This is a genomic window from Pseudomonas syringae, assembly GCF_000737245.1.
GTDB classification, from domain to species: domain Bacteria; phylum Pseudomonadota; class Gammaproteobacteria; order Pseudomonadales; family Pseudomonadaceae; genus Aquipseudomonas; species Aquipseudomonas syringae_J.
Genome location: NZ_JPQU01000078.1, coordinates 143,646 through 160,771 on the forward strand (window position 1 = coordinate 143,646; position 17,126 = coordinate 160,771).

Sequence of the window (17,126 nt, forward strand, 5' to 3'; positions counted from 1 at the left end):
GGAAATTTCAGACACACTCAGGGCGCAAAAGGCCGCTGGAAGGCGCGGAAATCCTCAATAAATGCCGCTAATGATATTTTCTGATTAATTTTTCCCTCTGGGGGTTTACAGCTCAAAAAGCGCTCCGTATAGTGCGCGCCATCGGCAGGCACAGCTTACCGATACTGCCCAGATGGTGAAATTGGTAGACACGCCAGCTTCAGGTGCTGGTGACCGCAAGGTCGTGGAAGTTCGAGTCTTCTTCTGGGCACCAATTTAGAGCTGGAGATTACATCAATCTCCTGAATCTCACAAAAACCCGCGAAAGCGGGTTTTTGCATTTCAGGGCACCCCTTTATGCCCGCAGGCTTGCGATCGTGCGATTTGATTTATTAAAACCAAAACAGGGGTTTACAGATCAAAACCCGCTCCGTATAGTGCGCTCCATCAACGGCGTGCAACGCTGCTGATGCTGCCCAGATGGTGAAATTGGTAGACACGCCAGCTTCAGGTGCTGGTGACCGCAAGGTCGTGGAAGTTCGAGTCTTCTTCTGGGCACCAATTCAAACAAAACCGAGCCTTGTGCTCGGTTTTGTGCTTTCTGGGGTTTGGTTCTGCAATAGATAACCCCTGTGGGAGCGGTGCTTGCTCGCGATAAGAGCGACGCGGTATCAAGACAGACCGAGTTCCCCTTATCGCGGGCAAGCACCCCTCCCACATCAGACTCCTACAACGCGCGCGATCGTCTTACGCCCTGAACTGCCCCAGACTCGCCTTCAACTGCGCTGCCAGCCCATCCAGCAGTTTGCCGCTGGCAGTGGTTTCTTCCACCACCTGCGCCGCACGCTGCGCCTGGGCGTGAATCACTTCCACGCGCCCTCTCACCGCTTGCGCGCCCTGCGCCTGATGCACCGCTGCGTTGGTCGCCAGACCAATCGCCGCATGCACCTGCTCGACTGACTCCTGGACCGACTGCTGCAGTTTCACGCTATTGCGCAGCACGGCCAGGCCTTCATTGGCTTGACGCCCGGCTAGACCAATGGCTGCAACCGCCTCTTTGGCCCCGGTCTGCAACGCGCCGATATGCGCCTGAATGTCACCGGTAGAGCTTTGCGTCTTGCTTGCCAACGCCCGCACTTCGTCGGCGACCACCGCGAAACCACGCCCCGTTTCCCCGGCGCGCGCCGCTTCGATGGCAGCGTTCAGGGCCAGCAGGTTGGTCTGCTCGGCGATGCCATGAATCACTTCCAGCACCACTTCAATCTGCTCGCTTTGCTGGGCCAGCCGTTCGATGACTTTGGAACCGGTTTCGACTTGCCCCGCCAGCGCTTCGATCAAACCGCCCACCTGATTTGAAGTGCGGGTGTTTTCGTCAGTCGCCTGGCGAATATCCACCACTTGCTTCAAAGCAGCCTGCATCGCATGGCTTTCCGACTGGGCCTCGTCCGCCATCTGCGCCAAGGCTTGCAGACTTGCAGCCACTTCGTCGCGCTGCAACTCCGCGGCTGCACCGGCTCCGGCATTACGCAGGCTCATGGCATTGATCTCCACACCGGTGCGCTGAGCCACATCCCCGGCCTCGCGCACAATCGGCTGCAACTTGGCGACAAAACGGTTCACCGCTGCAGCCATGTCGCCAATTTCGTCATTGCTGTCGAGTGCGACGCGCTTGGTCAAATCACCCTCGCCTGCAGCCAGATCATCCAACGCAGCGATCAGCAGCTTCAACTTGCTGACGACACGACGCCCCAAGACAATCGCAAGCACCAACAGCACACCCAGCCCAACCAGCGCCAGGCCCATGCCGATGCGCCAGCGCAGCGTCTGCGCGGCTTCCTGCACTGCGCTGCTGGTATTAGCTGCCATGGCGGACGCCGCAGTTTGCGCGGAATCCAGACGAGTACGCAGGGCGGCAGAACTGTCCTTCGCCGCGCCGACCAGACTGTCAGAGACCAATTGCTCGCCACTGGTGATCAGAGTCGCGAAGCGCTTGTCCAGAGCAACGAGGTTCTCCTCGACTGTCGCCGTGGAAACCCCCATGCGCACCCGGCCGATTTCTACACCGTTAGGGCTGATGGAGGCCTCGACGTAATAAACCGACGGATCGTTTTTCGCGGCATTCAGGACCTTGTCCATGGCCCGATCGCCCTCGCCTTTGGCCAGCAATGCCTGGATCAGCGGGTTTTCGCGATTCAGATAGCGAGTCAAATGCTCGCCGGCAGCGTCGTCATAGATCACGAATAACACGTTGGGATTGCGCTGAGCGCGGCGCGCGAATTCAGACAGCGTCGGCGTGTCGTTATCCCACATTGCACGCGGGGCGACAGCGGCCAGCAGCTCAGCCATGTCGGTGGCTGAGTCCTTGAGATCTTTTTCCAGGGTGACGCGCAGCTGCCCTTGCTCATCCTTCAAACGTGTCGACAAGCCAACACTCAGACGCTGACGGGTGCTGCTCGCTAGATTGTCGAGGCTGGTGGTTACTTCTCGACTTGCCTGCTCCAGCTCGGATGACAAGTGTTGCGAATCTACACCCAGACGCGCAGCCAGATCGGCTTCCAGTGCAGTAACGGTGCTCCGGGTCAGAGCGACGGCAACCAGCACCTGCACCAAAAGAGCGATACCCAGAGCAATGAACACGGGCCGCAGCAAGCGGCTGCGCAAAAGAGAAAGGACAGCTGACACGGGGGAATCCCTCCACCACTGGCGCCATTAAAATGATGGCACCTTTTCTGACACTTAATACAGCAATCGCCGTGCCGCTCCAAGGATTAGCTGGCTGGGTATTAGTTATCCCTCGTGGGACCGGCTTTAGCCGGGAAGGCGTCAGTACATTCACTACCTGTTCGTCGACTGAAATGCCGCCTTCCCGGCTAAAGCCGGTACCACAGAAAGCAAAAAGGGCCGCTTGCGCGACCCTTCTTGTTATTTCAACGACTTATCAGGCAAATGGGTGACGCAACACGATGGTTTCGTTGCGGTCCGGCCCCGTCGAAATAATGTCGATCGGTGCACCGACCAACTCTTCCAGACGCTTGATGTACGCGCGAGCGTTAGCTGGCAGCTCTTCCAGGGTCTTTGCACCCAGGGTCGACTCGGACCAGCCCGGCACTTCTTCGTACACTGGCTTGAGGCCGATGTAGCTGTCAGCGTCGGTTGGCGCATCGATCACTGCGCCGTCTTCGTTCTCGTAGCCCACGCAGATATTGATGGTTTCGAGACCGTCGAGCACGTCCAGCTTGGTCAGGCAGATGCCCGAGATGCTGTTGATTTCGATAGCCCGGCGCAGGATGACGGCGTCGAACCAGCCGCAACGACGAGCGCGACCGGTGGTTGCACCGAATTCGTGCCCACGCTTGGCCAGGAATGCACCGATATCGTCGAACAGCTCAGTCGGGAACGGACCCGAGCCAACGCGAGTGGTGTAAGCCTTGGTGATACCCAGGATGTAATCCAGGTACATCGGGCCCATGCCAGAACCAGTAGCGATACCGCCCGCCGTGGTGTTGGAGCTGGTGACGTACGGGTAGGTGCCGTGGTCGATGTCCAGCAGCGAACCTTGCGCGCCTTCGAACATGATGTCTTTGCCTGCGCGACGCATGTCATGCAGCGCAGCAGTGACGTCGAGCATCATCGGCTTGAGCAGCTCGGCGTATTCCATGCACTCATCAAGAGTTTTCTGGAAGTCGATAGCTGGCTCTTTGTAGTAATTGACCAGTACAAAGTTGTGGTAATCCAGCAACTCGCCCAGCTTGGCGGCGAAACGCTCACGGTGGAACAGATCACCGATGCGCAGGCCGCGACGGGCAACCTTGTCTTCGTAAGCAGGGCCGATGCCACGACCGGTCGTGCCGATCTTGTGCTCGCCACGGGCTTTTTCACGGGCCTGATCCAGCGCAACGTGATACGACAGGATCAGCGGACAGGAAGGGCTGATGCGCAGACGCTCGCGCACTGGAATGCCTTTCTCTTCCAGCTTGATGATTTCGCGCATGAGAGCGTCAGGCGCAACCACTACACCGTTACCGATCAGGCACTGGACACCTTCGCGCAGCACCCCGGACGGAATCAGATGCAATACGGTTTTTTCGCCATCGATCACCAGCGTGTGGCCAGCGTTGTGGCCACCCTGGTAACGAACTACGGCGGTAGCATGTTCGGTCAGCAGATCAACGATCTTGCCTTTGCCCTCATCACCCCATTGGGTGCCCAGGACTACGACATTCTTACCCATAACACTTGTCCTCATTCACGCAAACTTTGTGTCGGCGGCGGCCGACAGGAAAACTCAAGAAGCCAGCGGCACTACCTGCCAACGCTCGCCATGCTGAATCATTTGCCGATCACAATCGGCCTCACGCGCTGCGCCCACTTGCTGCCCAGGCAACGCCTGCACAACACGCTGGCCTTCGCTGCGCAACTGGCAAACCTGCTGCCAGAGTGCCGCATCCGTGCTGTCCGGCATCCAGATACCACCAGACGGCAGTTCGATTTCCGCATTCCCCAGGGTCACCAGGGTTTTCAGGTCCGTAGAGAAACCAGTAGCCGGGCGAGCCCGACCAAAATCTGCACCGATGTCATCGTAGCGACCGCCCTGAGCAATGGATTGACCCATGCCCGGCACGAACACCGCGAACACCACACCCGTGTGGTAGTGATAACCACGCAGCTCACCGAGGTCGAAATACAACGGTAGCTCAGGGAAACGGGCTGCCAGACGCTCGGCGACAGTCAACAGGTCGTCCAGCGCCGCCAGCACTGGCGCAGGCGCCCCGGCCAGACGATCGCGAGCCGCAGCCAGTACTTCGCGGCCACCGCACAGATCCACCAGCGCACGCAGCATGGCGGCCAGATCGGCAGGCAGGTTGGCGGTCAGCTCGATCACTTCATCGATAGCCTTGCGCTGCAGAGCGTCGAACAGCTGCTGCTCCACTTCACCGGACAGCCCGGCGGCACGCGCCAGACCGCGATAGATGCCTACATGCCCAAGGTCCATGTGCACTTCAGGCACATCAGCAAGTTGCAGTGTCGCCAGCATCAGGCTGATGACTTCGACGTCACTGCTCGGACTGGCATCGCCGTACAACTCGGCGCCCAACTGGATCGGGCTGCGCGAGGACGACAAGGCACGGGGCTGCGCATGCAGCACGCTGCCGGCATAGCACAGGCGGCTCGGACCTTCGCGACGCAGGGTATGCGCATCAATACGCGCCACTTGCGGGGTTATGTCAGCCCGAAAGCCCATCTGCCGACCGGATTGCGGGTCGATTACTTTGAACGTGCGCAGATCCAGATCCGAACCCGCACCGGTGAGCAGGGATTCAAGATATTCGATATGAGGCGTGACTACGAACTCATAGCCCCAGCTCTGGAACAGATCCAACACCTGACGGCGCGCTACTTCAATGCGCGCCGCTTCCGGTGGCAGTACTTCTTCGATGCCATCTGGTAGCAGCCAGCGGTCAACCGTTGCCATTACGCCTTTCCCCTATGATCCGGGCGGCCAGCCATGAGGCGAGCCTTGAGTAAAGCAGACAGTGGTCACTGCCATGCGCTCATTCTTGCGGGCACGGCGAGCGCCCGAGAATGGCCTTGTGGACCACTGTCCTCGAAAAATCTTGCCGCTACGCCTGTGCAGGCTACGGCCAATCAATCGTGCAGACGCAAAAAAGCCGGGAATTTCCCGGCTGCCGCATCATACACACGTTTTACCGCGTGATCACCCCGCCAGACGGTTTTGCCGCCCGGCGGGAAGATTAACTACGGCTTGGATTTTTCCAGATAGCGGAAGAAATCACTGCTTGGATCCAGCACCATCACGTCGCTTTTGTTCGCGAAGCTTTCGCGATAGGCGCGCAGGCTGCGGTAGAACGCATAGAACTCCTGGTCCTGACCGTAAGCCTTGGAGTAGATCGAGGACGCCTGAGCATCACCGTCACCGCGAGCCTCTTCAGACTCCCGATACGCTTCAGCCAGCAACACTCGACGCTGACGATCGGCGTCGGCACGGATGCCTTCAGCCAGCTCGTTACCCTTGGCGCGATGCTCGCGAGCCTCGCGTTCACGCTCGGTACTCATCCGTTCGAAAACGCTGCGGTTCACTTCTTTCGGCAGGTCGATGGCCTTGACCCGAACATCGATGACTTCGATGCCCAGCTCTTTTTCAGCCATGCGGTTCAACGAAGCCGTGATGTCAGCCATCAAGGCGTCCCGCTCACCCGAAACAGCTTCATGCAGGGTGCGTTTACCGAACTGGTCACGCAGACCGGATTCAAGACGACGCGACAGACGTTCGTCTGCGATCTGCTTGAGACCGGAAGTTGCGGTGTAGAACGTTTCAGCGTTCTTCACGCGCCACTTGGCGTAGGCGTCGACCATGACCGCTTTCTTTTCCAGCGTCAGGAAGCGTTGTGTCGGTGCATCCAGAGTCAGCAGGCGACCGTCGAACTTGCGCACCTGATTGACGTAAGGAATCTTGAAATGCAGGCCCGGCTGGACATCAGCCTCAACCACGCGACCGAATTGCAGCATCACCGCGCGTTCAGTCTGGGACACGATATACAGGCTGTTCCAGGCAACGACTGCCAGCACCACTGCAACAATCAGGGCGATCAGCGATTTATTGCTCATCAGCGACTCTCCCTTGTACGCACATCGCGCTGCTGGAGCTCAGCGGCGCGAACGCCAGCGTCTGCACCAGTCGCGGCTGCACCGGTTGTCGGGGCAGAGCTGCTGTTACGGCCACTTTCGATCATCTTGTCCAGCGGCAGATAAAGCAGATTGTTGCCGCCCTTCTCTCCAGTTACGAGAACCTTGCTGGTATTGGTGAACACCTCTTGCATGGTGTCCAGATACAGACGTTCACGCGTGACTTCCGGAGCCTTGCGATACTCGGCAACCAGTTTGGTAAAGCGATCAGCTTCACCTTTGGCACGAGATATCACTTCATCGCGATAACCATTGGCATCTTCGATGATGCGCTGGGCCTGACCACGAGCTTCCGGAATAACACCGTTGGCGTAGGTTTCAGCCTGGTTGCGGGACCGCTGTTCGTCTTCACGGGCTCTGATTACGTCATCGAATGCTTCTTGCACCTCACGAGGCGCGGCAGCACTTTGTACGTTTACCTGAGTCACGGTGATACCGGTGCGATAGGTATCGAGGAAGCGTTGCAGCCGCTCCTTGATCTCGCTCGCCATCAGCTCACGACCTTCGGTAAGCACCTGGTCCATCGCCGTGGAGCCCACGACATGGCGCAGTGCACTTTCGGTAGCGTGCTGAAGACTGATTTCAGGCTGATCGACGTTCAGTACGAAATCCTGAAGATTGGAAATCTTGTACTGCACGGTGAGCGGGACCTCGACGATGTTTTCGTCTTCGGTCAGCATTTGCCCTTGTTTGCTGTAGGCACGTTCGCGGGTCACGTTTTCCATGAATTTGCGATCGAATGGCGGGAAGTAGATGTTCAAACCCGGCCCTACGGTTTCGTAGTACTGACCGAAGCGCAGCACCACAGCCTGCTCTTGCTCGTCGACCACATAAATGGCGCTGTATAGCCATATCGCGACCAGCACGACCAGCCCGATGCCCAGCAGGCCGAAACCACCGCCCTTGCCTGAGCTGCCGTTACCGCCGCCATCACCACTGCGTTTCTTACCACCACCGAACAACCCATTCAGGCTTTCCTGTAGCTTTCGGAAGGCCTCGTCGAGATCTGGTGGCCCCTTGCGGTCGCCGCCGCCCTTGCGCTTACCACCCCAAGGATCCTGATTATTCGAGTTGCCACCCGGCTCATTCCAAGCCATAGCGCTCTCCATCTGATAAAGCAAAGACGCGCCCACGGCGCGCCGACCAATGCTACAGAATGCCCGAGAAAGCCGTACAACGGCTTTCTCACGCTTTTATTGCAAAGTGTGTTGCTCGATGAATTCCAGCGGCTGCAGTCCTTCGCGACTCACCAGGCGATTGAATTCAACTCGCGGTAAACGTACTGCCAACAGACTAGCCCCATCCTCGTCGTGCTCTTCACTCTGCACTGCACCCAGTTCAAAGAACTGAGCACGCAGCCGAGCCAGACGCTGAGGCAGATGCAGGGTGCCGATAAACAAATCGTCACCCAGCAATTCGGCGATGGCCTGCTTGAGCAGGTCCAGCCCCCGACCATCACGGGCAGACAACCAGACACGCTGCGGTTTGCCGTCGGCATCGCGCTGTATCTGGGGCTCCACACCTTCAAGCAGGTCGAGTTTGTTATACACCTCGAGTATCGGCAAGCCCTCGGCACCGATCTCGCCGAGCACGACCATCACCTGCTCGATCTGCGCCATGCGCTCGGGCTCGTGAGAGTCGATCACATGCAGCAGCAAGTCTGAGTTGCTTGATTCTTCGAGTGTAGAGCGAAACGCCTCGACGAGTTTGTGCGGCAGGTGGCGGATGAACCCCACGGTATCGGCCAGTACAACAGGCCCCAAGTCATCCAGTTGCAGACGACGCAGGGTCGGGTCGAGGGTTGCGAACAGCTGATCCGCCGCGAAGACATCAGAGTCGGTCACAGCGTTGAACAGGGTCGATTTGCCGGCGTTGGTATAACCCACCAGTGAAACCGAAGGGATGTCGGCGCGTTTACGACCGCGACGAGCCTGCTCACGCTGGCTGCGAACTTTCTCCAGGCGGCCCTTGATCTGCCGCAGGCGCACCCGCAACAGACGACGGTCGGTTTCCAGCTGGGTTTCGCCCGGACCACGCAGACCGATACCACCACCCTGACGCTCAAGGTGAGTCCAGCCACGAACCAGACGCGTACTCATGTGCTCGAGCTGTGCAAGCTCGACCTGCAATTTACCTTCATGAGTACGCGCACGTTGCGCAAAGATATCGAGAATCAGACCCGTACGGTCCAGCACACGACACTCGAAAACTTTCTCGAGGTTGCGTTCCTGGCTGGGCGTAAGCGTGTGATTGAAGATGACAATATCGGCTTTTTCAGCTTTGACCTGGTCGCGAAGCTCCTCGACCTTGCCGCTGCCTATCAGATATTTGGCCGATGGCCGATGACGCGGCACGTTAACGAACGCGACGGTATCGGCGCCAGCCGATATGGCCAACTCCTGAAACTCCTGCGGGTCTTCGCGCGCCTCAGGGTCCTGACCATCCAGATGAACGAGGATTGCCCGCTCACCACCACTGTGGCGCTCAAAGAACAAAGCAGACTCCTATCAGGCGTTACCTGGCTCAGCGTCGCCCTGTTCACCTTCGTTTGCGCTAGGCAGACGGATCGGACGAACCGGTACGACGGTGGAGATGGCGTGTTTGTAGACCATCTGGCTGACGGTGTTCTTCAGCAAAATGACAAACTGGTCGAAAGATTCGATCGTGCCTTGCAGCTTGATACCGTTGACGAGATAAATCGAAACCCCAACCTTTTCTTTACGTAAAGTGTTCAGGTAAGGGTCTTGTAGCGAATGCCCTTTTGACATGTGCCGCACTCCTTTAAGGATCAATAATAATTCGAATTCAATTGGCTTGAACCGCCACCCCCCAAGGATAGACGGCTATTGCAAGGACTCAGCTCAATATGGAGACCGACCCCAGGTATTTCAAGGCGCGTGGCAGATTGTCGCAAGCCAGGCTGTCCAACCAGTTCAAATCCTCCCAGCTGCGCAGCCAGGTAAACTGTCGTTTGGCCAACTGGCGCGTGGCAATGATCCCTCGCTCCTGCATTTCAGCAAATGTCAGCTTTGCGTCCAGATGATCCCAGACCTGGCGGTAACCAACGGCTCTTATCGAGGGCAACCCCGGATGCAGGTCGCCTCTTGAGCGTAATGCCAGAACTTCATCCAGGAACCCCTGGTCCAGCATATTTGAAAATCGTGTCGCGATGCGGTCGTGTAACACCTTGCGATCTGCCGGAGCAATAGCCAGGTTCGCGACAGTATAGGGCAATTGCGGCCTACCAGAAGCCGCAGCATCAGTAGTTTGCGCAGTTTGTTGTTCTCTATGTGCTGTCATGCTCAAACCGCTCACCCGATAAACCTCCAGCGCACGAATCAATCGCTGAGGGTCATTTGGGTGTATGCGCGCCGCTGACACCGGGTCGACCACCGCTAGCTGATCGTGCAAAGCCTGCCAGCCATGGGCTGCGGCCTGCGCTTCCAGCTCCGCGCGAATCCCTGCATCGGCGGCTGGCATATCCGCCAGACCGTCTAGTAGAGCCTTGAAATACAACATAGTGCCGCCGACCAGCAGCGGAATTTTTCCGCGAGCGGTGATTTCTGCCATGGCCGCCAGAGCATCGGTGCGAAAATCGGCTGCGGAGTAGCTCTGCGCCGGGTCGAGAATGTCTACCAGACGATGGGGAAACTCAGTCAACTGCTCTTTTGAAGGCTTGGCGGTGCCGATGTCCATGCCGCGATAGACCAGCGCGGAATCCACGCTGATCAGCTCGCAGGGCAGGACCTTGCAGAGTTCCATGGCAAGATCGGTCTTGCCGGAAGCCGTCGGCCCCATCAGGAAGATGGCCGGAGGTAGAGCGTTCATTCAACGACCGCGCAGAAAGAGTTTGTCCAGATCATCCAGGCCCATTTGGGTCCAGGTGGGTCGGCCATGGTTGCATTGACCGCTGCGCTCGGTATTTTCCATGTCGCGCAGCAGACCGTTCATTTCCGGGATCGCCAGCCGACGATTGGCGCGGATCGCACCGTGGCAGGCCATGGTGCCGAGCAGTTCATTCATATGCGCCTGCACGCGGTCGCTGGTGCCGTACTCCATCAAATCGGCCAGCACGTCGCTGACCAACCGATTGGCCTCGGCCTGCTTGAGCAATGCCGGAATCTGGCGGATCGCCAGGGTTTCCGGCCCCAGACGCTGTAATTCAAAGCCCAGGCGCTGGAAGGTCGCAAGGTGCTCTTCAGCGCAATCGGCTTCACGCTGGCTGACCGCGATGGACTCAGGCACCAGCAGCGGCTGCCCGCTGAGGCCTTCGCTGGCCATGGCGATTTTCAGACGCTCGTACATGATCCGCTCGTGAGCGGCGTGCATGTCCACCAGCACCAGACCATGGGCGTTTTCCGCAAGGATATAAATGCCTTTGAGCTGGGCCAGTGCATAGCCCAGCGGCGGGATGTCGCCTTGCGTCTCAGGTAATGAGCCGGGCAATGAAACCGCTGGAGAACCAGGCAGCGGCGCGTAGAACTCGCGATAGGCGGTTTGTGCTTCCGCAGCAGGCAATGTCGCCGTCGGCCGTGGCGTGTACTGATATTGATAGCCCGCGCCCGCGCCAGAACCTGGCGCTGCTGAATAGGGCTGAGCCTGGGGCTGCTCAAGCAGATTACCTGCCAGACGCATCTCGCCCTGCGGGCCGAACTCGCCAGCCTGAGGGCCGCTTGGCCGCTCGACAGCGGTCACTGGCGCAGAACCGGCCAGTTGATCCTCAGGACGTACATCGCCCAGGGCCCGATGCAGGGTGCCGTAAAGGAAGTCATGGACCATGCGCCCGTCACGGAAGCGGACTTCGTGCTTGGTTGGGTGCACGTTCACATCGACCACGGCCGGATCGACTTCGAAAAACAGCACGAACGTCGGGTGACGGCCATTGAACAGCACGTCGCGGTAGGCCTGACGGACTGCGTGTGCCACCAGCTTGTCGCGCACCGCACGGCCGTTCACAAAGAAATATTGCAGATCCGCCTGGCTGCGGGAAAAAGTCGGCAGCCCGACCCAGCCCCACAGATGCAAGCCATTGCGCTCGATCTCGATGGGCAGCGCCTGCTCCAGAAAACCAGGGCCGCAGATCGCCGAGACACGTCGCGCACGGGCGGTATCGTCGTTGGCTTCGTGGAGGCTGAGGATGGTCTTGCCGTTGTGCCGCAAATGGAACGCCACGTCGAAACGGGCCAGCGCCATGCGCTTGATCACTTCTTGCAGGTGATCGAATTCGGTTTTTTCCGCCTTGAGAAACTTGCGTCGCGCCGGGGTGTTGAAAAACAGGTCCCGCACTTCAACCGAGGTGCCGACCGGATGGGCCGCTGGCTGGACCCGAGACGCCATGTCACGACCTTCGGTTTCCACCTGCCAGGCCTGATCGGCATCGCGAGTGCGCGAGGTCAGGGTCAGCCGCGCGACGGAGCTGATCGAGGCCAGCGCCTCCCCGCGAAAGCCAAGGCTCATGACCCGTTCAAGGTCTTCAAGCTCGCGAATCTTGCTGGTGGCATGTCGCGCCAGAGCGAGGGGCAAATCGTCCGGCGAAATGCCGCTACCGTCATCGCGGACCCGCAGCAGTTTGATCCCGGCCTGCTCCACATCGACATCAATGCGTCTGGCACCAGAATCAAGGCTGTTTTCCAGCAGTTCTTTGATGACCGACGCGGGTCTCTCGACCACTTCACCGGCGGCAATCTGGTTGGCCAGCCGCGGGCTGAGCAGCTCGATGCGCGCAGCTGTAAGCGGAGCTGCGCCCGACTCAGCCTGAATGTCCAGCTCAACGCTGTCCACGAGTAGATCGGTCATGGCTGAGTGGCTACCTCGGAGCTGGGGATCTTCAGGTCCTGGCCGACGCGCAACTCATCCGTCTTCAGATTGTTGGCATTGCGCAACACCGAAGGGCTCATGTCGTAACGAGCGGCAAGCATGGACAGGCTTTCACCCGGGCGCACTGTATGGTTGCGCGGCCCTTGTGCCAGCTTGCCGGTATCCCGCAGCCAGGCAATATAAGTCCCCTGCGGCGGGTTCTGCTGGAAGAACTGCCGGACGCCAGCGCTGATCGAACGCGCCAGAGCCTGTTGGTGGGACGCTGAGCTGAGCTTGTTGGCTTCGGCATTGTTGGAGATAAAGCCGGTTTCCACCAGAATCGACGGGATGTCCGGGGACTTGAGCACCATGAAGCCCGCTTGCTCGACCCGCTGCTTGTGCAGCGAAGTGACGCGGCCGATGTTGCTGAGAACTTTTTGACCCACGTTAAGGCTGGACGACAAGGACGCCGTCATCGAAAGATCCAGCAGCACGCCCGCCAGCATCCGGTCTTTGTCATCCAGGCTCACGGCGCCGGCACCACCGATCAGGTCGGAACGGTTTTCACTGTCCGCCAGCCAGCGCGCGGTTTCAGACGTCGCACCACGCTCGGACAGCGCAAATACCGAAGCACCGAACGCAGCCCTTGAGGGTGCAGCATCGGCGTGGATCGACACAAACAGGTCAGCGCCCTTGGCCCGGGCAATCTCCGTGCGCTTACGCAGCGGGATGAAATAGTCCCCGGTGCGGGTCAATTCCGCACGATAGCCCTTCTCGGCGCTGATCTGCCTTTGCAGCTCTTTGGCGATGGACAACACCAGGTTTTTCTCTTTCTGCCCGCTGCTGCCAGACGCGCCCGGGTCTTCGCCGCCGTGGCCTGCGTCGATCACAATCACGATATCGCGCTTGCCGTTAGGCACAGGCGTCAGCTTGATTTCGGGTTTGGCCGGGCTAACCGGCACCGCTGGCGCGGTGGTCGCAGGGGTGTTGGCAATAATCGTCGGTGTCGGATTGGCATCGGAGGCCTCATCGAACAGATCGACCACCAGCCGGTTGCCATACTGCTGGTTCGGCGCCAGGGTGAAGCTTTTGGGCGTCACGGCCTTTTTCAGGTCAATGACCACCCGCAAATCGGTAGGCGTACGCTGTGCAGAGCGCATGCTGGTGATCGGCGTATTGGCCATTGGCACATTCAGTGGCCCGGCAAGGGTGGCACCATTGATATCAATGACCAGACGATCAGGCGATGTCAGGGTAAAAACGCTGTGCTGGACGGGTCCGGTGAGGTCGAAAACCAAGCGTGTGTTATCCGGTGCACGCCATAAGCGGACACTTCGTACTTGTGTCGCTGCCAGCGCATCAACAGCCAGGGCTGTCAAAAGCAGCCCCACTACAGTAACCAGCGCGCGAATGCGCATACCTAACCCCATTTCTATTTGAATTCCAACGCCAAAGCGGCACACCAGGTTTCGCCACGCGAGCCCGTTGGGCTCAAAGTCAGTGCTCGACCTTGCGCATGCGGCCTAATGGTAATGGTCAGGTCAGGCTTTGGCAAAAAGCCTGCACCACGCTGAGGCCATTCCATGAGGCAAAGGGCATCGCCTTCCAGATAATCGCGGATGCCCAAGTACTCCAGCTCCTCGGGGTCCACCAGCCGATACAGGTCAAAGTGAAAAGCCCGCACATCCCCCAGCTCATAGGGCTCAACCAGGGTGAAGGTCGGGCTCTTGACCGCGCCAACATGCCCCAAACCCCGGATGATCCCTCGGGACAGAGTGGTTTTACCGGCGCCGAGATCACCTTCAAGAAAGATGATCCCCACCCCTTTGGTTACTTGGGCAATACGCGCACCAAAGCTGGTCATGGCCTCTTCACCGACCAAATGCAGCGTTAACTCAGACACGGTTGTTGCTCCTCCAATAACTGACGAATGGCCGGGATCACATCACTGGCTGCCAGCCCGCGGCCCATTTTGCCCATCTTTTCCCCGGCGCTGGCGTGCAGCCAGACGCCCAGGCAGGCAGCATCGAACGGTTTCATTTTTTGCGCCATCAGTGCGCCGATCAGACCCGCGAGCACATCCCCCAGACCACCCGTCGCCATGGCCGGATGGCCGCGATCACAGAGCGCGAGACGACCGTCGACATCAGCGATCAGGCTGCCCGTGCCTTTAAGCACGCAGACCGCGTTGAATTTATGCGCCAGGGCGCGGGCCGCAGCAGGACGATCGGCCTGTACCTCTTTGGTGTTGATCCCCAGCAGGCGGGCGGCTTCCCCTGGATGCGGGGTGATTACGCAGCCTGGGGGCAGGCTCACAAACCCTTGCGCCAACTGATTGAGGGCGTCAGCGTCCCAGACTTGTGGCCGGTCAGCATTGGCCGCAGCAGACAGCAGGCTGCGCCCCCATCCGGCCAGGCCCAGACCGGGGCCCACCACCAGGACGCTGGCTGGCTGGATCAGCGCCATCAGCTGATTGGCCGAACTGATGGCGGCGCTCATGACCTCAGGCATGCGCATCAGCGCCGCAGGGATATGTTCAGCGCGTGTTGCCAGGGTCACCATGCCCGCGCCACTGCGTAACGCGCTCTGCGCAGTCATCAGCGTCGCGCCACCAAAACCGTGATCGCCACCGATGACCAGCACGCGACCGTACATGCCTTTGTGGGCTGTGCGCGGACGCGAGGAAAGCCGGGGCAGATTGAACGTGTCCAGGCGGATGGCGCTGGTCGGCGTTTGCGCCACGATAGCCGGGTCAGCCTGAAGATCATCAAACACCAGCGCGCCGATCAGATCGGCAGCTTCACCGGTCAGCAGGCCCAATTTCAGGCCAATAAAGGTCACGGTCAGATCGGCACGCACTGCAACACCCAGAATCTGCCCGGTATCGGCGCTGAGCCCGGAAGGAATATCCACCGCGACCACAGGCAGACCGCTTGCGTTGACGGCTTCAATCGCCGAAGCATAGGGCTCGCGCACCGCGCCACTCAAGCCCGTGCCCAGCAAAGCATCCAGCACGATGCCGCTCAGCGGCTGATTAGCCCAAGGCAGAATATCGACACCAGTCGCCACAGCCTCGGCGTGAGCAAACGCTGCATCGCCTTGCAAAGCAGCTGGATCGCCTACCGCCAGAACCTGAACGTGCCAGCCAGCCTTGCGCGCCAATCCGGCGATCAGATAACCGTCGCCCGCGTTATTGCCGCGCCCGGCCAGTACCGTCAATTGGTGAGCATCGGGCCATTGGCGACGCAGTGCGCGCCAGGTAGCGTGAGCGGCGCACCCCATCAATTCCATGCCAGGGGTACCCGCCGCGATGAGCCTCGCATCGAGGTCGCGGACCTGCGCAGCGCTATACAGCGCGTCGGGTAATTGGGGATTCGTGATGACCATGCGTCTCTAGGCTCCGATGTCTGGCAGAATTATACGCACCTCCACCCGGTTTCTCCTTGCGCATGCCCGTTATAACTGTTGATTCACCCAATACTGCCGACCTGGCCACCCTTGCTCAATCGATCAAGGAGTGGGGCCGTGAGCTGGGCTTTCAGCAAGTCGGGATTGCCGGGCTCGATCTCGCCGAACACGAGCAGCATCTCGAGCGCTGGCTTGAGGCGGGCTATCACGGTGAGATGGACTATATGGCAGCGCACGGCAGCAAACGTTCGCATCCCGATGAACTGGTGCCCGGAACGTTGCGCGTGGTTTCGCTGCGCATGGATTATCTGCCCGGCGATACGGAGATGGCCCAGCGTCTGGCCGAGCCGGAAAAAGCCTACGTTTCACGCTACGCATTGGGTCGCGACTATCACAAGCTGATCCGCAAACGCGTGCAGCAGCTTGCCGAACGCATCCAACAGGCCATCGGCCCGTTCGGTTACCGGGCTTTTGTCGACAGTGCGCCGGTACTGGAAAAAGCCATCGCCGAACAGGCGGGGCTGGGGTGGATCGGCAAAAACACCCTGGTGCTGAATCGCAAGGCTGGCAGCTTTTTCTTTCTCAGTGAGCTATTTGTTGATTTGCCCTTGCCTGTGGATGAGCCCCATGCCACCGAGCATTGCGGGCGCTGCACCGCATGCCTGGACATTTGCCCGACGGCCGCCTTTGTCGGGCCTTATGTGCTGGATGCCCGGCGTTGTATTTCCTACCTGACGATAGAGCTGAAAACTGCGATTCCGGAAGAGTTGCGGCCATTGATTGGCAACCGGGTGTTCGGCTGTGATGATTGCCAGATTGTCTGCCCCTGGAACCGCTTTGCGCGCCCGACCGATCAAAGCGATTTCCAGCCCCGGCATAACCTGGATAACGCCGGCCTGGCCGAGCTGTTCATGTGGGATGAGGATAAATTCCTTAGCAACACTGAAGGCTCCCCCTTGCGCCGCGCCGGATACGAACGCTGGCTGCGTAATCTGGCGGTGGGATTGGGCAATGCGCCGTCGACCATTCCCGTACTCCAAGCCCTGGAAGCACGCCGGGACTACCCATCGGAGTTGGTGAGAGAGCATGTGGAGTGGGCGCTGAAACAGCATGGGTTTTGATCACAGTGGGAGCGAATTCATTCGCGAATGCGGTATTCCAAACCCTGGCCATGCATTGGATGTACTGGCCCTTTCGCGAATGAATTCGCTCCCACAGGAAAAGCGGCGATCACCTGA

At 59.3% G+C, this 17,126-nt stretch carries 13 protein-coding genes and 2 tRNA genes; 3 read left to right on the forward strand and 12 right to left on the reverse strand.

Annotated features, from left to right (window positions below; translation table 11 throughout):
* The first annotated feature begins 166 nt into the window (after nt 1–166).
* Together IV01_RS02950 and IV01_RS02945 are read left to right on the forward strand one after the other, a co-directional pair.
* Nucleotides 167–253: transfer RNA gene (locus tag IV01_RS02950), tRNA-Leu, on the forward strand.
* 200 nt (nt 254–453) lie between these two features.
* Nucleotides 454–540, forward strand: a tRNA-Leu gene (locus IV01_RS02945).
* A gap of 186 nt (nt 541–726) precedes the next feature.
* Here IV01_RS02945 and IV01_RS02940 read toward each other — a convergent pair.
* The 12 genes from IV01_RS02940 to IV01_RS02885 all read right to left on the reverse strand — a co-directional run bounded on the left by IV01_RS02940 (nt 727) and on the right by IV01_RS02885 (nt 15,867).
* Nucleotides 727–2,661: a methyl-accepting chemotaxis protein gene (locus IV01_RS02940; protein WP_032631221.1), complete on the reverse strand. Its 1,935-nt coding sequence runs from the start codon at nt 2,659–2,661 to the stop codon at nt 727–729.
* A gap of 256 nt (nt 2,662–2,917) precedes the next feature.
* Nucleotides 2,918–4,210 carry an adenylosuccinate synthase gene (locus tag IV01_RS02935; protein ID WP_032631222.1) on the reverse strand — a complete coding sequence of 431 codons (1,293 nt, stop codon included), beginning with the start codon at nt 4,208–4,210 and terminating at the stop codon, nt 2,918–2,920.
* 54 nt (nt 4,211–4,264) lie between these two features.
* Nucleotides 4,265–5,452: an ATP phosphoribosyltransferase regulatory subunit gene (locus IV01_RS02930; protein ID WP_032631224.1), complete on the reverse strand. Its 1,188-nt coding sequence runs from the start codon at nt 5,450–5,452 to the stop codon at nt 4,265–4,267.
* A 284-nt stretch (nt 5,453–5,736) separates the two neighbouring features.
* Nucleotides 5,737–6,606: a protease modulator HflC gene (gene hflC / locus IV01_RS02925; protein WP_032631225.1), complete on the reverse strand. Its 870-nt coding sequence runs from the start codon at nt 6,604–6,606 to the stop codon at nt 5,737–5,739.
* Complete coding sequence (hflK, locus tag IV01_RS02920) at nt 6,606–7,781, reverse strand: FtsH protease activity modulator HflK (protein WP_032631226.1); 1,176 nt, start codon at nt 7,779–7,781, stop codon at nt 6,606–6,608. The genes hflC and hflK overlap by 1 nt, the downstream gene beginning before the upstream one ends.
* Before the next feature lie 96 nt (nt 7,782–7,877).
* Nucleotides 7,878–9,179 carry a ribosome rescue GTPase HflX gene (gene hflX, locus IV01_RS02915; protein WP_032631227.1) on the reverse strand — a complete coding sequence of 434 codons (1,302 nt, stop codon included), beginning with the start codon at nt 9,177–9,179 and terminating at the stop codon, nt 7,878–7,880.
* A 12-nt stretch (nt 9,180–9,191) separates the two neighbouring features.
* Entirely contained in the window at nt 9,192–9,452 is a 261-nt protein-coding gene (gene hfq, locus IV01_RS02910; protein WP_032631228.1) for an RNA chaperone Hfq, read from the reverse strand.
* An 88-nt stretch (nt 9,453–9,540) separates the two neighbouring features.
* Entirely contained in the window at nt 9,541–10,512 is a 972-nt protein-coding gene (miaA, locus tag IV01_RS02905; protein WP_032631229.1) for a tRNA (adenosine(37)-N6)-dimethylallyltransferase MiaA, read from the reverse strand.
* Nucleotides 10,513–12,480, reverse strand: a complete 1,968-nt coding sequence (gene mutL / locus IV01_RS02900; RefSeq protein WP_032631230.1) for a DNA mismatch repair endonuclease MutL — start codon at nt 12,478–12,480, stop codon at nt 10,513–10,515. It abuts the gene before it with no gap.
* The gene (locus tag IV01_RS02895) at nt 12,477–13,898 is read right to left on the reverse strand and encodes an N-acetylmuramoyl-L-alanine amidase (protein ID WP_032631315.1); all 1,422 of its coding nucleotides are present in this window, start codon (nt 13,896–13,898) and stop codon (nt 12,477–12,479) included. The genes mutL and IV01_RS02895 overlap by 4 nt, the downstream gene beginning before the upstream one ends.
* 14 nt (nt 13,899–13,912) lie before the next feature.
* Complete coding sequence (gene tsaE, locus IV01_RS02890) at nt 13,913–14,383, reverse strand: tRNA (adenosine(37)-N6)-threonylcarbamoyltransferase complex ATPase subunit type 1 TsaE (protein ID WP_032631231.1); 471 nt, start codon at nt 14,381–14,383, stop codon at nt 13,913–13,915.
* On the reverse strand, nt 14,371–15,867 hold the full coding sequence (locus tag IV01_RS02885) for an NAD(P)H-hydrate dehydratase (protein ID WP_032631232.1): 1,497 nt from the start codon (nt 15,865–15,867) through the stop codon (nt 14,371–14,373). Before IV01_RS02885 ends, tsaE begins: the two co-directional genes overlap by 13 nt.
* A 62-nt stretch (nt 15,868–15,929) precedes the next feature.
* Here IV01_RS02885 and queG point away from each other — a divergent pair, with 62 nt between their 5' ends.
* The gene (gene queG / locus IV01_RS02880; RefSeq protein ID WP_032631233.1) at nt 15,930–17,009 is read left to right on the forward strand and encodes a tRNA epoxyqueuosine(34) reductase QueG; all 1,080 of its coding nucleotides are present in this window, start codon (nt 15,930–15,932) and stop codon (nt 17,007–17,009) included.
* The last annotated feature ends 117 nt before the right edge of the window (nt 17,010–17,126 follow it).

What these genes read in the sequence shown, in the direction of transcription:
- hflC (WP_032631225.1), bottom strand. Translation starts at nt 6,606, where the DNA reads ATGAGCAATAAATCGCTGATCGCCCTGATTGTTGCAGTGGTGCTGGCA.
- mutL (WP_032631230.1), bottom strand. Translation starts at nt 12,480, where the DNA reads ATGACCGATCTACTCGTGGACAGCGTTGAGCTGGACATTCAGGCTGAG.
- IV01_RS02895 (WP_032631315.1), bottom strand. Translation starts at nt 13,898, where the DNA reads ATGCGCATTCGCGCGCTGGTTACTGTAGTGGGGCTGCTTTTGACAGCC.
- miaA (WP_032631229.1), bottom strand. Translation starts at nt 10,512, where the DNA reads ATGAACGCTCTACCTCCGGCCATCTTCCTGATGGGGCCGACGGCTTCC.
- queG (WP_032631233.1), top strand. Translation starts at nt 15,930, where the DNA reads ATGCCCGTTATAACTGTTGATTCACCCAATACTGCCGACCTGGCCACC.
- IV01_RS02930 (WP_032631224.1), bottom strand. Translation starts at nt 5,452, where the DNA reads ATGGCAACGGTTGACCGCTGGCTGCTACCAGATGGCATCGAAGAAGTA.
- hflK (WP_032631226.1), bottom strand. Translation starts at nt 7,781, where the DNA reads ATGGCTTGGAATGAGCCGGGTGGCAACTCGAATAATCAGGATCCTTGG.
- hfq (WP_032631228.1), bottom strand. Translation starts at nt 9,452, where the DNA reads ATGTCAAAAGGGCATTCGCTACAAGACCCTTACCTGAACACTTTACGT.
- IV01_RS02885 (WP_032631232.1), bottom strand. Translation starts at nt 15,867, where the DNA reads ATGGTCATCACGAATCCCCAATTACCCGACGCGCTGTATAGCGCTGCG.
- IV01_RS02935 (WP_032631222.1), bottom strand. Translation starts at nt 4,210, where the DNA reads ATGGGTAAGAATGTCGTAGTCCTGGGCACCCAATGGGGTGATGAGGGC.